At 70.1% G+C, this 14,160-nt stretch carries 16 protein-coding genes and 2 tRNA genes; 6 read left to right on the top strand and 12 right to left on the bottom strand.

Annotation, left to right across the window (positions count from 1 at the left end; all coding sequences use genetic code 11):
• Window positions 1-117 precede the first annotated feature (117 nt).
• The 3 genes from HD595_RS16115 to HD595_RS16105 all read right to left on the bottom strand — a co-directional run bounded on the left by HD595_RS16115 (window position 118) and on the right by HD595_RS16105 (window position 2,284).
• On the bottom strand, window positions 118-633 hold the full coding sequence (locus tag HD595_RS16115; protein WP_253769856.1) for a hypothetical protein: 516 nt from the start codon (window positions 631-633) through the stop codon (window positions 118-120).
• A gap of 817 nt (window positions 634-1,450) precedes the next feature.
• Window positions 1,451-1,539, bottom strand: a tRNA-Ser gene (locus tag HD595_RS16110).
• A 181-nt stretch (window positions 1,540-1,720) separates the two neighbouring features.
• Window positions 1,721-2,284: a YceI family protein gene (locus HD595_RS16105; protein WP_253769854.1), complete on the bottom strand. Its 564-nt coding sequence runs from the start codon at window positions 2,282-2,284 to the stop codon at window positions 1,721-1,723.
• A 99-nt stretch (window positions 2,285-2,383) separates the two neighbouring features.
• On the opposite strand from HD595_RS16105, the gene HD595_RS16100 reads away from it, so the two are divergent.
• Window positions 2,384-2,887 (top strand): MarR family winged helix-turn-helix transcriptional regulator, encoded by a 504-nt coding sequence (locus tag HD595_RS16100; protein ID WP_253769852.1) that lies wholly within the window; start codon window positions 2,384-2,386, stop codon window positions 2,885-2,887.
• On the opposite strand, the gene HD595_RS16095 is transcribed toward HD595_RS16100, so the two are convergent.
• Window positions 2,844-3,428: a SigE family RNA polymerase sigma factor gene (locus HD595_RS16095; protein ID WP_253769850.1), complete on the bottom strand. Its 585-nt coding sequence runs from the start codon at window positions 3,426-3,428 to the stop codon at window positions 2,844-2,846. The genes HD595_RS16100 and HD595_RS16095 overlap by 44 nt on opposite strands.
• 216 nt (window positions 3,429-3,644) lie before the next feature.
• Here HD595_RS16095 and HD595_RS16090 point away from each other — a divergent pair, with 216 nt between their 5' ends.
• Together HD595_RS16090 and HD595_RS16085 are read left to right on the top strand one after the other, a co-directional pair.
• Window positions 3,645-4,592 carry a hypothetical protein gene (locus HD595_RS16090; protein WP_253769848.1) on the top strand — a complete coding sequence of 316 codons (948 nt, stop codon included), beginning with the start codon at window positions 3,645-3,647 and terminating at the stop codon, window positions 4,590-4,592.
• A 5-nt stretch (window positions 4,593-4,597) separates the two neighbouring features.
• Complete coding sequence (locus tag HD595_RS16085; RefSeq protein ID WP_253769846.1) at window positions 4,598-5,389, top strand: MauE/DoxX family redox-associated membrane protein; 792 nt, start codon at window positions 4,598-4,600, stop codon at window positions 5,387-5,389.
• Window positions 5,390-5,492: 103 nt separating this feature from the next.
• Here HD595_RS16085 and HD595_RS16080 read toward each other — a convergent pair whose 3' ends face one another.
• Window positions 5,493-6,674 (bottom strand): AAA family ATPase, encoded by a 1,182-nt coding sequence (locus HD595_RS16080; protein ID WP_253769844.1) that lies wholly within the window; start codon window positions 6,672-6,674, stop codon window positions 5,493-5,495.
• 296 nt (window positions 6,675-6,970) lie between these two features.
• On the opposite strand from HD595_RS16080, the gene HD595_RS16075 reads away from it, so the two are divergent.
• Window positions 6,971-7,429 (top strand): MaoC family dehydratase, encoded by a 459-nt coding sequence (locus HD595_RS16075; RefSeq protein WP_175590899.1) that lies wholly within the window; start codon window positions 6,971-6,973, stop codon window positions 7,427-7,429.
• A 28-nt stretch (window positions 7,430-7,457) separates the two neighbouring features.
• Here the strand turns inward: HD595_RS16075 and HD595_RS16070 are convergent, their stop codons facing one another.
• The 7 genes from HD595_RS16070 to HD595_RS16040 form a co-directional block, all read right to left on the bottom strand.
• Complete coding sequence (locus tag HD595_RS16070; protein WP_253769842.1) at window positions 7,458-7,703, bottom strand: hypothetical protein; 246 nt, start codon at window positions 7,701-7,703, stop codon at window positions 7,458-7,460.
• Window positions 7,700-9,253 (bottom strand): radical SAM protein, encoded by a 1,554-nt coding sequence (locus HD595_RS16065; protein WP_253769840.1) that lies wholly within the window; start codon window positions 9,251-9,253, stop codon window positions 7,700-7,702. The genes HD595_RS16070 and HD595_RS16065 overlap by 4 nt, the downstream gene beginning before the upstream one ends.
• Window positions 9,250-9,993, bottom strand: coding sequence for a prolipoprotein diacylglyceryl transferase (locus HD595_RS16060; RefSeq protein ID WP_253769839.1), 744 nt, complete (start codon window positions 9,991-9,993; stop codon window positions 9,250-9,252). Before HD595_RS16060 ends, HD595_RS16065 begins: the two co-directional genes overlap by 4 nt.
• A gap of 1 nt (window position 9,994) precedes the next feature.
• Complete coding sequence (locus HD595_RS16055) at window positions 9,995-10,270, bottom strand: hypothetical protein (RefSeq protein ID WP_253769837.1); 276 nt, start codon at window positions 10,268-10,270, stop codon at window positions 9,995-9,997.
• Between the two features lie 231 nt (window positions 10,271-10,501).
• Window positions 10,502-10,840 carry a hypothetical protein gene (locus HD595_RS16050; protein WP_253769835.1) on the bottom strand — a complete coding sequence of 113 codons (339 nt, stop codon included), beginning with the start codon at window positions 10,838-10,840 and terminating at the stop codon, window positions 10,502-10,504.
• A 183-nt stretch (window positions 10,841-11,023) separates the two neighbouring features.
• Window positions 11,024-11,653: a response regulator gene (locus HD595_RS16045; protein ID WP_253769833.1), complete on the bottom strand. Its 630-nt coding sequence runs from the start codon at window positions 11,651-11,653 to the stop codon at window positions 11,024-11,026.
• 139 nt (window positions 11,654-11,792) lie between these two features.
• A complete protein-coding gene (locus HD595_RS16040) occupies window positions 11,793-13,157 on the bottom strand; it encodes a sensor histidine kinase (protein WP_253769832.1) in 1,365 nt (454 codons plus the stop codon).
• Between the two features lie 158 nt (window positions 13,158-13,315).
• Between HD595_RS16040 and HD595_RS16035 the strand changes: the two genes are divergently transcribed.
• Both HD595_RS16035 and HD595_RS16030 read left to right on the top strand, forming a co-directional pair.
• Entirely contained in the window at window positions 13,316-13,861 is a 546-nt protein-coding gene (locus HD595_RS16035; RefSeq protein WP_253769830.1) for a hypothetical protein, read from the top strand.
• Between the two features lie 56 nt (window positions 13,862-13,917).
• Window positions 13,918-13,990: transfer RNA gene (locus tag HD595_RS16030), tRNA-Arg, on the top strand.
• Window positions 13,991-14,160 lie beyond the last annotated feature (170 nt).

Raw genomic sequence — 14,160 nt, 5'->3', positions numbered from 1 at the left:
AGGCGTCCGAGCGGAGCGAGGCTCTCTAGAACTGCACCTAGCACCAGGTTGGGATGCGAGACATTTGGCAGGCTTCCCTGTGATCATCAGGCACAGCGGGCACAGCTGCTAGGCGTGTCACAAACAGCACCAGCAGTAGAGCAACTGACCGTTCTCTCTCGCTCGACGTGCCAGACCGACAAGATCCTTGGTGAGCGACAACATGTACCCGTCGTCATCGTCGGTGAAGTGAGAGAACTCCTCGATGGCTGCCCACTGTTCCGCAAGCATCGGTAGGCGGGCGTCGTCCACACCGGCGAGCATGTCACGAGTCTGCGCCGACAGTTCCATGATGCCGGGCCCTTCCCGGTACGGGGAGTCCTCGGGGAGGGCATCCCACTCCTCATCGCTTCGTGGCGCACCCTCCGGAGGTGGATACAGCTCCACAATCCCGACAAGCCCAACCGCATAGTCGACTTGGCCGGCGAACGCGACGAGCTGCCCCAGGACCACTACGGGGTCGATCCCTTTGGTCACCACCACATCGAACTCCGGAACTCCAAGCGAGGCATCCGCGACATCGCGGGAATGCTCAGGCTGGACGATGGCTGCGGCACGGTCCGCGGCGCGGTAGTACTCATAGAAGACACCCACGTAAACGCTCCTGTCCGGGATCCATGGCGACATGGCCGCCTTTTGGCAGGTGGACACGCTAGGGCATGCGACTGACATCACGAGTTGGGATGACTCGCTTGAGGCGAATGCACCTTCCTTAGCCGGTGGCGGCCGTCGGCTGCCCCCTCTTGGCGGTGAACCGTCGGGTCGCCCTGCGCAAGTTCGAACCTTGCACCTGCTGCACCAGCAGGGCGAGGACCTCCGCCAGTAGAAACGTGGCGAAGGGCCATGACGGGCCGGCGTGGCTCATGACACTGAACTGACCCGCTGGGTGGTGGTGCATGGAGAACGGCTGAACTACGACAACCGGCGCGTCGAGTGGGTTCCCGGGACGAGATCCCCGACATGAGCGCCGCAGTGACATCTGGACCCCGGGCATGCGGACAGGCTCAGCAGCGGATCAACGAAAGTATGGTCGACCACTTCCGACGACTCATCGACGCGACGCCGTTGACGGCGGGAGCCCATCAGGGTGTCCACCTGCTTGGCGTGGTGGTTCTTCCCATGGTCAGTCTCTGCGGAGGGACTGACCGGGCCGGTGCCCGTCGTGCGGGGTAGTTCTCCTGCTCCGTCGCCGGGCCCACTGGGCGGCTTGCGTGGTTGGGAAGGCGTCCGAGCGGAGCGAGGCCCTCCAGGGGTCGGGCCTTTGGCCCGACTGGAGGCGACGTCTGAGCTCATCGGCGCGAAGCGCCTCAGGGCGAAGCCCTTTGCGTCGAACCACCTCGACGCGACGCTCGCAGCCTCCGGACATCAAAAAGGCCCTTCCCCCCACTACGGGGAAGGGCCTTTCGACCTGCGGAGGATCGGGGATTTGAACCCCGGATGGTGTTGCCACCAAACCGCATTAGCAGTGCGGCGCCATAGACCTGACTAGGCGAATCCTCCTGGAAGCCAAGCGGCTCAGGACAGCGTACCGGCCTTCTGGCGAGGCGGCAAAGCGGTTGGCCCGCGAGCCTTCTCATCGGCCGCCCAACATGCCCCCGAGTCGTTATCCACAACCTGTGGACAGTGGCCTGTGGATGGAGCCCGCCCGGGTCGTCAGGGCGGGCCTACCATGCGAAATGCCTCAGGCGGCCGGGTTGGCCTCGCCCTCGATCTCGATCTTGACCTTCTTGCCGACCAGCACGCCGCCGGTCTCCAGGGCCTGGTTCCAGGTCAGGCCGAAGGCCTCGCGGTCGATCTCCGTGGTTATGGAGAAGCCCCACACCGCCTGGCCCCACGGGTTGGTGCCGGCGCCGCCGTACTCGACCTTGAGCTCGACCGGCTGCGTGACGTCGCGGATCGTGAGGTCGCCGACGACCGTGAACTCGTCGTCCGACTGGTGCACGACGCGGGTGCTGCGGAAGGTGATCTGCGGGAACTTCTCGGTGGCGAGGAAGTCGTCGCTGCGCAGGTGGCCGTCGCGGTCGGCGACGCCGGTGTTGATGCTGGCGGTCTGGATGGTGAGCTCGGCGGCCGACTCCAGGGGGTTCTCGGCGATCGTGACCGAGCCGCTGAACTCGCCGAACGTGCCGCGCACCTTGCTGACCATCATGTGCTTGGTCACGAAGCCGATGGTGGTGTGGGCGGCGTCGAGGTTGTAGGTGCCCGGGGCGGGGATGGTCAGGTTCTCCCAGGTACGGGTGCTCATGGGGTCCTCCAGTGGAGCTTGTCTTGCGGATATTTGCGCCAACAAATGTCTACAGGAGGAATATTCCTCGCGTCAACTAACGTCGGCTAGAGTGTGAACGTGAACCCTCTCGACGACCCCCGACTCACCGCCATGGGACTGCTGGCCGAGGTGCACGCAGGCCTGATCGCCCGCATGCAGCCCGCGCTGAGCGCTTCCGGGTTGTCGGACATCGACTTCGAGACGGTGCTGCGCCTGGGCCGTTCGCCCTGTCAGCGGCTGCGCATGACCGACCTCGCCGCCCAGACCGGCCTGTCGACGAGCGGCGTCACCAGGGTCGTCGACCGGTTGGAACGTGACGGCCTGGTCGAACGGGTCGCCTGCTCCTCCGACCGGCGCGCCTCCTACGCGGCCCTGACTGACGCGGGGCGGGCAAGGCTTGAGGCGGTGCTGCCGGTGCACCTGCGCGACATCGAGAGCTGTTTCACCGGCCTGCTCTCCGACGACGAGCTGACGGCGTTCCTCGCCACCCTGCGCAAGATCCGCGACGTCGTACGGCCCTGCGCGACAGCCGGCACGGCTATGGCGAGGACGACGGGGGAGGGGTCTCAGGGAAGTCAGTGACCCCGGTGACCTCGGCGACCTTCGCGACCTGAGGGTCCGCGACGCTGATGCCCAGTTCGTTCCTGAGCTTCGCCATGGCCCGCGACACCGTGCTCTTCACCGTGCCGACGCTGATCCCGAGCAGCCGAGCGACCTCCGGCTCGGTCAGATCCTCGTAGTACCGCAGCACGATCGCGGCCCGCATCCGTTCGGGCAGCCCGTCCAGCGCCCTCTCCAGCCGCTCGTGGACCTCCCCGTACGTCCCGTGGGAGTCGTGCGGCTCCACCGCCACCTCGGGCAGCTCGTCCGAGGGGTACTCCTCGACCTTGCGCCGCCGCCACTGCGAGATGTTGATGTTCACCATCGCCCGCCGGACGTAGCCGTCGAGCGAGCCGCGGTCCTCGATGCGTTCCCAGGCCAGGTACGTCCGGGTGAGCGCGTTCTGCAGCAGGTCCTCGGCGTCCAGCGGGTGCCCGGTGAGCTGGTGGGCAGTGCGCAGCAGGGAAGGTCCGCGGGCGCGCACGTACTCGCGGAACTCCTCTTCGCCCTCGATGATCGGCATCGTGGTCAGAATCGCAGCCGAACGCGCTGTTCGGGCTGAACCGGAATCCAGGATTCGGCCCGCCGACGACAAAGGTCCGTCAAGGTCGGTGGCGGTTTGTACGACGACGGGTGCCATCTCCTTCACCGTGAGTGCGTAAATTGCTCCCTTATGCGGTGTCACCCCCACGCGACCGGCCAAGACGTGTGAACCTAGAGGCGACGAGGAGGGATGGGGATGGGCTACCCGAGCGTTGACCGGCGCAGGCTGCTCGCCGCCGCCGCCCTGGGCCGCGAGGCCGGAGTGCCGGGACCCGCCCCCGGCGACGGCGATCCCGTCCGCGCCGTCACGGGCGAGCTGCGCGACGTCAGCCCCCACCTCGTCGTCGTCGAGACCCCCGACGGCCGGGAGGAGCGCCTGGTCATCACCCCCTCGGCCACCGCCTGGAACGGTGGCGACACCACCCCGGCCGACCTGCCCGCCGGCGCCAGGGTGATCATCCGGGCCCTGCACGAGGGCAAGGTCGTCGATCGGATCTGGGCCGGCATCACCCGCATCACCGGGACGATCCTGTCCGTGGAGGGACGCGCCGACCTGTCCGTCGAGCTGGCCTGCGGTCCGCACCGGGGCCGCCGCACCATCACCGTCCCCCGCCACGCCGCCGGCCGGCTCCAGGTGCGCCACCCGCGGCTGGAGCCCGGCTACCTGCTCGACGCGATCGGCGTACGGCGCGACGGCGGCTGCCTGGCGCTGCTGCCCGCCACCTCGCAGCCCCCGTACCCGGCCCGCGCGGTCCCCTCCGCACCGCCCGCGTACGCCGGCACCCAGCAGCGCGTCTCCGGCACCGTCACCTGGTCCGACGCGTTCGACGAGGGGGAGCGGGGCCTGGCGTACCCGATGATGGAGCGTTCCGACGCGGGCTGCCCCGAGGCCGAGGTGTCCTGCGCCGGCCTGCCGTACCTGGCGATGGGCTCGCTGGTGCAGGTGCACAACCAGTGCGCCGGGCGCTCGGCCAACGTGCCGATCGTCGCCTGCGGTTGCGTGGCCGGCCGGTTCTGCGATCGTTGCGTGGAGTGCGGGACGTCGCCGCGCGGGCGGGTCGCCGAGCTGTCACCCTCGACGTTCGTGGAGCTCGGCGGCGAACTGGTCAAGGGGTGTTTCAACGCTCAGATCGGATTGGGGTGACGCTCGTGCTGGCATCGCAGCAGCCGGCGCTGATCGTGCTGCTCGTCCTCGGGACGGTGGCCAAGGTGATCACGGTGCGCTCCGGAGGGGAGCCGGGCGCGCTGTCGCGGCTCGGGCCGGCCGTCCTCGTGCCGGGTCGCATGCAGGCCCCCGCGCTCGTCGTCTGCGCCCTGGGCGAGCTGGTGCTCGCCGCCGGGCTCCTGCTCACCACCCATCCGATCTTCCGCTGGGGCACGGTGACGTTCTTCACGCTGTCCACGTACGTACTGCTTGAGCTGCGCAGACGCCGGCCCGACGCGGGCTGCGGCTGCTTCGGCGAGGTCAGCGCCACCCCCGTGGGGCTGCGCTCGGTCGCGCGGACGGTGACGCTCACCGGCATGGCGGTGATGACGGTGTGGGCGGAGACGCCCGGGTGGCCGGTGTTCGTCCGGCCGTCCTGGTACACCTTCGCGGGTGTCGCCGTGCTCGTCGCGCTGTCGCCGGAGCTGGAGGAGATGGTGGACCGGGTGCGCTATCGCGCCCCCTGCGAGCGGCGCAGGGCTCCGGCCGAGAGCGTGACGCTGGCACGGCTCAGGAGCAGCGGTACGTGGCGCGCCCACCAGGGGGAGCTGGCCGCGGCCGAGCCGTACGACAGCTGGCGGGAGCTGTGCTGGCGCTTCTTCGCCTTCGACGGCCAGGGGAACCGGGACGTGGTCTTCGCGGTGTACCTCAGCGGGCGCCGGCCGGTGGTGCGGGCGGCCGTGGTCGACCGGCAGGACAGCGGCTCGATGCCGGAATATACCCCTGTATCGGCATGACGCTAGACAGCCGTAGATTACCCACGACGGCATGCACGATGTGGCTCTATTGGGCTGTCTAGCTTCCCCACTAGACAGCCCAATAGAGGATTAGGGGTGCCGCTCAGATCGGCTGGGCCCGCAGGAACCTCCCGAAATGCGGCACGGTGAACGCGATCAGCCCGCGCTCGGCGCTGTAGATCAGCCCCTTCTTGATGAGGCTGTCGCGCGCCGGCGACAGGCTGGACGGCTTGCGGCCGAGGGCGTCGGCGACCTCGGCGGTGGCGACCGGCTCGTCGCCGATCTGCGCCATGGCGTGCATGTAGTCGCGCTCGGCCGGGGTCGCCCGCTCGTACCGGCTGCCGAAGAAGCCGACCGCGAGCTCCTCCTCGGCCTCGGGGGCCGACACCCGCACGTCCTCCACCGTGATGGGGCTGCGCGGCGCGAGGTCCCAGGCCACCTTGCCGTACGCCTGGACGAAGTAGGGGTAGCCGTCGGCCGCCTCGTAGAGCGCGTCGAGGGCGTCCTGGGTGAACTCGACCTCCTCCTCGCGGGCCGGCAGGATCAGTGCCAGGTCGGCGGCCTCCCGGTCGAGCCGGTCGATGCGGGCGTAGCGGAACAGCCGCTCGGAGTAGCTCTTGCTGGCCGACAGCACGCTCGGCAGGTGGGGCAGCCCGGCGCCGACCACGATGAGCGGCCCGCCCGACTGCGACAGCTCGTGGCAGGCGGCGCACAGCGCCGAGACGTCGGCCGCCGGCACGTCCTGCATCTCGTCGATGAACAGCGCGATGCCGACGCCCAGGTCGGTGGCCACGCTCGCCGCGTCGACGAACAGCTCGGTCAGGTCGATCTCCAGGTCGCCGGAGTCGGCGCGGCCACGGCTGGCCGGCACCTCGATGCCCGGCGACCAGTGGGAGGTGCCCTTGGCCGCGGCCGGGTCGCGCATCGCGAACGCCTTCAGCACGCCGAGGAAGTCCTCGATGCGCTCCGGCGCGCGGTGCCGCGGGGCCAGCTCGCGGACCGCCATGTGCAGGGCGGCGGCGACGGGACGGCGGATCGACTGGTCGGGCCGGGCCTCGATCTTGCCCGTGCCCCACAGCCGCTGCATCGCCATGGACTTGAAGGTGTTGAGCAGGACGGTCTTGCCCACCCCGCGCAGCCCGGTGACGACCATGCTGCGCTCGGGCCGGCCACGGGCCACCCGCTCCAGCACGACCTCGAACTGCTGGAGCTCACGGTCACGGCCGGCGAGCTCGGGGGGACGCTGCCCGGCTCCGGGGGCGTAGGGATTGCGCACAGGGTCCACGCTCTCGGACTTTATTGCCGGATATAGCGGCCGTCGTAGATTTGCGCAGAAAGCCGTACGGCGTGTCCGAGCGCGGGCCGTCGCCGTCGCCGTCATCGGACACACCCCCTCTCACCTGGCCGAACCCATGTTCGATTCGACTCCCAGAACTGTAGCGCGGACTCGAACACCCATGCGACGATTTCGGGTAAAGATCTTCGCAACAGATCCGCCGCCCGGGGGGCGAGCCGGGCGTTCGGCCCGTACCGGCGGCTCGACTTGGCAGCCGTCCCGCCAGCGCAATAGCGTTCAGGCCCATGCGGACCTTCGCGAACGTACAGGAGCTCAAGTCGGCCGTCGGCGAGACGTTCGGCCCGACCGAGTGGCGCACGATCACCCAGGAGCAGGTCAACCTGTTCGCCGACGCCACCGACGACCACCAGTGGATCCACGTCGACGTGGAGCGCGCCAAGGAGGGACCGTTCGGCGGCACCATCGCCCACGGCTACCTCAGCCTGTCGCTGCTGCCGTCGTTCATGATGGAGCTGGTCAAGGTCGAGGGCATCGCCATGGGCGTCAACTACGGCCTGAACAAGGTCCGCTTCCCCCGGCCGGTGCCGGTGGGCGCGCGCGTCAGGGCCGCCGGCGAGCTGACCGACGTCAAGGGCACGCCCGCCGGCTACCTGTCCAACCTCAAGATGACGATCGAGGTCGAGGGCGAGCGGCGTCCCGCCTGCATCGCCGAGACGCTCAGCCTGTACGTCCCCGCCGAGTAGCCCCCGCCCTCACCTGAGGACAGCACGATCATCTGAGGGACAGCACGATCGCGACGGACGCCGCCACCGCCAGCAGTCCCAGGTAGGCCAGCACGAGCCGGGTGTCCCGCAGCAGGCACTTGCTGCGGGTCAGCCCGGCGCGCCGCGCCTTCCAGTACCCCGCGAACCCCAGCCCGGCGAACCCCAGCACCGCCCACGGCCCGAGCAGCCACGCCAGCAGCGCGACCGTCGCGTACACGCACAGCCGCAGCGGGTCGTACGGCTCGCTCTTCACGTGATGATCTCCAGGGGAAGCCGCGTGCGGGGCTCCGAGGCCACGGCCGACAACCGCTGCGCCGAGAGCTGCGGCCACGCCTGCACCGCGCAGAACGGCGCGCACTGGTCCTGCTCCGCCCGCGTTCCCACGTGGACGCAGCACTGCGTGAGCCGTTCCTCGATCATCGTCGAGATGTCCATGAACGGCTTGACCGTGATCCGGACCACCCGCTCGCCCAGCATCCGGCGCAGCTTCGCGCGCCGGCCCGGCAGCGCCGACGAGGCCAGCGTGAGCAGCGTGGACACGCCGAGGTCGCAGTTCTCGCAGATGTCGCGCCACAGGTCGCCGATCTGCGGGTGCGACAGCGACGACTGCTCCGACAGCAGCCCCAGCAGTGACTCCTGTACGGCCGTCCGCAGCTCGCGCGGGATGTCGCTGTCGGCGATCCGGTTGGCGACCAGGCCCAGGTTGGCCTTCAGCCGGTCGTGGCCCATCAGCGCCACCAGCGACCGCCACTGCCGCGAGTCGTCGCGGATCAGGTAGCCGACCGAGCAGCAGTGGGGGTGGGAGCACGGCAGCGCGGTCAGGTCGCGCCAGGTCACCAGCCCGCCGGTCTGCGGTCCGAGCCGGCTGAGCACGCCGGTGTGGGTGAGCCGGTCCATCGGGTCGATCCGCGCCGAGCGGCCCGAGCCGAACTGCGGCTGCAGCGACACCCCGCCCACGAACGGCGTGTCGAGCGCCACCCGTACGACGTCGCCGATCTCGCCGTCGTTGACGCCGAGCGCCGCGGTCATCACCAGCGTGGTGAAGATCTCCCGCTCCGACAGCCGTCGTACGGCCTGCTCCTTGAGCCGCCGCAGGTCACCGCCCCGGTGGTGCCGCGACGCCTCGGCCGAGCCGCCGTCGTACTGGAGGTAGACCTCCACCCGTTCGCGGTGCTCGGTGAGCAGGTCGAGCAGGTCGTCGTCGCGGGCGACGAGGACGCCGTTGGTGTTGATCAGGATGCGCGTGACCGGCCGCTGCGTGAGCTCGCGCAGCAGCAGCGGGAGCTCCGGGTGCAGGGTCGGCTCGCCGCCGCTCAGCATGAGCACGTCCAGCCGGCCGTTCTCGCGGGCCAGCCGCTGGTCGACGTTCGCGAGGACGTCGGCGACCGGGACGATCCCGCTCAGATCGGGCGAGCTGTCGGCGAAGCAGGTCGGGCAGCGCAGGTTGCACGCCTCGGCGATGTCCTCCAGCAGGATGCACGTGTGCTGCGTCTGCATCTCCGGCAGCCCCTGGAGGTACGCGGCGGGAACGGGCGCGAAGTTGCCCGACACATCCGGGATGTGCTGCTTGGTGGGAGCGGTCCACTCCTCCAGGTACTCCAGGATCTCCGGATCCTCGTCGTACAGCGTCCGGACCAGGCCGTGCTCACGGCACCCGCGCTCCAGCCACACCCGGCCGTCGCGCACCGCCAGGTAGCCGCTGAGCCGCTCGACGCGTTCCAGGTCGCGGCCGTGGCAGTGCGGGCAGAACGCGTTGACGTACCTGAGGATGCGGTCGCCCCGCAGTCCCATTCCTGGGCTCATGCCCGTATCCTCACCTTCCGCCGGAGAAGTGCATCGTAGTGGCCGTGCCGCCAGCCGTACCCGACCCGTACGGCCAGCAGGATCATCCCCGGGACGAGGAACCACTGCGGGCGCGTCAGCCCGAGCCACACGGTCTCGTTCGCCCGCGTGAACTCCACGAGGAACCGGAAGGCCGCGTAGCCGGCCAGGTACAGCGTGAACAGCTCGCCCGGCCGCGTCACCTTGCCGCGCGCCCACACCAGGGCGCCGTACGCGACGAGATGGAAGATGATCTCGTAGACGAACGACGGGTGCATGGCCTGACCGGTCAGGCAACCGGGGCACTCGGGTGTGGTCGGGGGAGCGTGGACGCCCCACGGCAGGTCGGTGGGCCGTCCGGGGGCCTCGGTCAGGTGGCAGCCGATGCGCCCGACGGCCATGCCCAGCGCCACGGCCGGGGCGAACAGGTCGCCGGTGCGCTCCCGGAGGCCGATGACCCGCTTGGCTACCAGCACGCCGACGTACGCCCCGGTCAGGCCGCCCAGGATGCTGCGGGACCCGTACAGCCAGAGGTCCTCAAGGTTGAGCGTCTCCATCCAGCCGGCCAGGCGCATGCCGATGGCGCCGCCGACGAGCGCGCCGGTGACGGCCACGAGCGACTGCTCGTTGAGCGCGCCGCGACGGCGGGCCTCCCGGACGAACACGACGGACGCGACGAGAACGCCGAGCCCGACGAACACCTCATGCAGCGGTATGACCATGTCAGCCGTACAGCCCCGGATTGATGCCCGTGCAGAACCCGGCCGACACGATCGACCACAACGCCCAGCCGATCATCAACCCGAGCCCCAGCCCGGTCGTCCACGGCCGCCGTACGAACAGCAGCCCGGCGCCCGCGCCCAGGCCCACGAGCGCGAGGACGACAGCGCTGGCGGCGGTCCACGCCGGGTTGCCGCCGTTGTTCATGGCGGCGAAGAGCACGACGAACACGAGCACCAGGTTGACCACGCTGTAGAGGGCGAGGCCGGCGAAGGCCATGCCGATGAGGAGGGCGGGGGAGTTGCCACGCGGCGGTCTGGGAGGCGGCGCCCAGTAGCCCGGGGGCGGGGGCTGGTGGGGCGGCTGCCCACCGTGAGGCGGTGGTGGCGGGGGCTGGTAGGGGGGCTGCCCGCCGTGAGGCGGCGGGGGCGGCGGCTCACTCATCCGCGCACCCCGCCATGACGACGGAGCCCTCCGCACGGCCGGTGACCACCCGTGCCCGGCGGCGGATCACGCGTAGAGCTCCGGATTGATCCCGGTGCAGAACCCGGCGGTCACGATGGAGGCCAACGCCCACCCGATCATCAACCCCAGTCCCAGGCCGAGCGCCCAGGGCTTGCGTCGCAGCACCAGCAGGACCCCGCCGCCCAGCGCCCCGAGGGCCAGGGCCGCCGCCCCCACCCCGACCGCGACGCGAGACTCGAACGTGATCGCGATCAGGCCCACGAACAGGTTGACGACCCAGTAGCCGAAGGCTCCCGCGCACGCCAGCCCCACCACGAGACCGGTCTGGCGGGGCGGCTGACCGTGACCGGAGGGCCCGGGGGGAGGTGGCGGCGGAGAACTCACGACGGCCAGCCTACGGGCCACCGCCGACGGAGAGTAGGCCCCGAGGCGGCGGCCCCCCAGGGGGACGGCAGCGACGGTGTCGCCGCGCTCGGTCAGCACGATCGGGCGCCTCGGCGCGCAGGCGTTCTCCGGCACTCATCACGGGCATCACCCTGTTTTCACCGTTGGGCGTCCGGAAGCCCGCTACCCCTCGTAGGCCGAGTAGTAGATCGCCGCCTGCACCCGGCTCTTCAGCCCCAGCTTGCCGAGCACTCTGCTCACATGCGTCTTCGTCGTCGCCTCCGCCATGTCGAGCTCCTTGGCGATCTCCGCGTTGGACAGTCCCCGAGCCACGCAGGCCAGCACCTCGCGCTCCCGAGGCGTCAGCCCGGCCACGGCCTGCCGATCACGGGGCGGAGGCATGTCCGCGAAAGCCGAGATCAGCCGCCGGGTGACGGCCGGCGAGATGAGCCCGTCCCCCCGAGCCACCACCCGAACGGCCTCGACCAGGCTCTCGGCGTCGGTGTTCTTCAGCAGGAACCCCGCCGCGCCGGCCCGGAGCGCCCCGAACACGTACTCGTCCACGTCGAACGTCGTCAAGATCAACACATCCGCCACCCCGGCCAGCTCCCGGGTGGCCGAGATCCCGTCCAGCCGCGGCATGCGCACATCCATCAGCACGACGTCCGGCCGCTTCTCCCGCGCGAGCGCCACGGCCTCCTCCCCGTCGGCGGCCTCGCCCACGACCTCGATGTCGTCGACGCCGCCAAGGATCAGCACGATCCCCGCCCGTACCGCGGCATGGTCGTCGGCCACCACCACCCGGATGGCCATCACCCCACCACCCACCGCGAGGAGCCCGACCGCCGGCACGTGACGGACGCAGCCACCTTGACGGCGGCAGCCACCCTGACGGACGCAGCCACCTTGACGGCGGCAGCCGCAGCACCCAACCGCTCTTCAACCCGGCAGATCATGCAGCCGCCATCCCCGTGGGCAGAACAGCCTCCACCCGCCAGACAGCCACCCGAGACGACGGACCGCCGTCATCCACGACCGCCCCCACACCTGGAGAGCCACCGGCAGCGCCCCCGACCCCAACCACCCCCGCCTCGCAGGATCCCCCCACGAGCAGCGCCCTCTCCCGCATGCCCACCAGCCCAGCCCCCGACCCCGGCAGCCACACCTCACCACGACGACCACGAGATCCTGGATCAACAGCCCGGCCAGGACCGCCGCCACCGGCACTGTCGGCACCGTAAGAAGCGCCCGCGGGGACCAAAGAGGGGACCCCAGGCCCGCCGGCGCCCCGAGAGGAGCCCACACCGGACAGGGCGTCAGACGTCCCCCCGCCGCTGACGGGATTGTCGACGACCACCGTCACACTCTCGGCCCCATAACCCAGCACGACCCCGGCCGACCGCCCGCCATGCTTCAGCGCATTCGTCAGCGCCTCCTGCAGGATCCGATACCCCGCCAGATCGACGGAGGCCGGCAACTCCCGCGGCTCCCCCTCGACCCGCAACTCCACGGTCATCCCCGCCCGCCGAGCCCGCTCGACCAGGCTCTCGGCGTCAGCCAGCCGAGGCCGCACGGCGTCGCCGCCATCCTCGGCCTCGTCGCGATTCCCGGCGTCGTCGTCCTGCCGCAGCAGCCCGATCATGGCCCGCATCTCGGCCATCCCCTTGACACTGTTCTCCCGTACCGACTCCATGACCGTCCGCACCGTACGCGGATCAAGGTCTTTGCGGGAGAGCACGGCCGTCGACTGGATCGCGATGGCGCTGAAGTGGTTGGCCACCATGTCATGGAGCTCGCGCGCCATGGCCGCCCGCTCGGCCGCGATGGCGGCCTGCCGGTCGAGCTCCGCGAGCCGCGCCACCTGCTCCGCGCGAGCCCGTTCGGCCGCCGCCTGCTCCCGCTGCTGCTGCAACACCATCGCCGTCGTCACCGGCGAGATGAGCACCAGACCGGCCTGCACCCCATACACCGCCGGTGACCGCCAGTCCGCCGTCAAGAACCAGGCGACCGCCCCCACCAGCACCGCCAGGCAGCAGGCCACGCCCAGCAACCACCGCGCGAACCGCGAGGGCCCATAGAGCGCCGCGGTGTAGATGTTGTCCGTATAGATCAACAAAGTGGGCAGTGACGGCCCCACGAACAGGTCCACCACCACGCCCAGCGTCCCCAGCCCCAACGCCCCCAGCGGAGTCCGCCACCGCACGGCGACCCCGGCGCACGTCAAGGCCAGCGGGACGAGGAGCGCCCACTCGTTCGCCCCATGGCGAAAGACGGCGCCACCCGCGACGAGCAGCGCCCCGCCCAGGAAGGCGGCCACCGCCCACAACCCCGCACTCCGCATGCCCCCCATCACACCACCCCGCGCCGCCGCGCCCCTCCTCCACCAGACCGCCTGTGGATACACCCTTCGATGTATCCACAGGCTCCTATCCGCCGACGATGTACGGGACCGCCGCCCCCGCGACCATGGAATGCGTGATTGTCGCCATCCTCATCGGCTGCGAGATCGGCTTCTGGGTCCTCCTCGCCCTGGGCTTCGCGTCCCGCTACCTCTGGAAGCGCCGCACCCTGAGCACCGTCCTGCTCCTCTGCGTACCGCTCCTGGACGTGATCCTGCTCACAGCGGCCGTCATCGACATGCGGGGAGGCGCCACGGCGGACCTCAGACACGGCCTGGCGGCCGCCTACCTGTCGTACTCGATCGTGTTCGGCCACCGTACGATCCGCTGGGCGGACGCGAAGTTCCACCACCGCTTCGCCGGCGGCCCCCCACCCCCGCGGCCACCGGCCGGCGGCATGCCCAGAGCCCGCTACGAATGGGCGATGTGGCTCCGCATCGTCCTCGCCTACGTGCTGACCTGGGGCATCGTCCTGGCCCTCACCTGGCTCGTGGGCGACCCGACCCGCACGGACTACCTCGTCGCCTTCGCGAGAGACCTCCTCAAGATCCCCCTGATCGCCCTGATCTGGCCGGTCAGCTACACCCTCTGGCCCCGCAAACCGGAGTCCGCCGAGACCTGACCAGCAATCCGGTTCGAGGTACTGCCGAAGGTCCGCTATGCTTGCTTACGCAGCGAGCGGCCGTAGCTCAATGGATAGAGCATCTGACTACGGATCAGAAGGTTGGGGTTTCGAGTACCTCCGGCCGCACAGCAGGTAAAAGGCCCTTCGGGATGATCCCGGAGGGCCTTTTGCGTGGCCGTACAGCAGCGGTTTACAGCAACGTCTTCGATCGGCCGGTCCAAGGCAGTGGGCATGCCTCGCTTCTTCACGCGCTATCGGAACCTGCCAGTCGGGTCTGCCCTATCGGCCGGCCGATG

This window comes from Nonomuraea roseoviolacea subsp. carminata, from assembly GCF_024172185.1.
Taxonomy (GTDB): Bacteria; Actinomycetota; Actinomycetes; order Streptosporangiales; family Streptosporangiaceae; genus Nonomuraea; species Nonomuraea roseoviolacea.
Note: the sequence above shows the minus strand (reverse complement) of the source record. Positions and strands in the feature narration are given on the sequence as shown.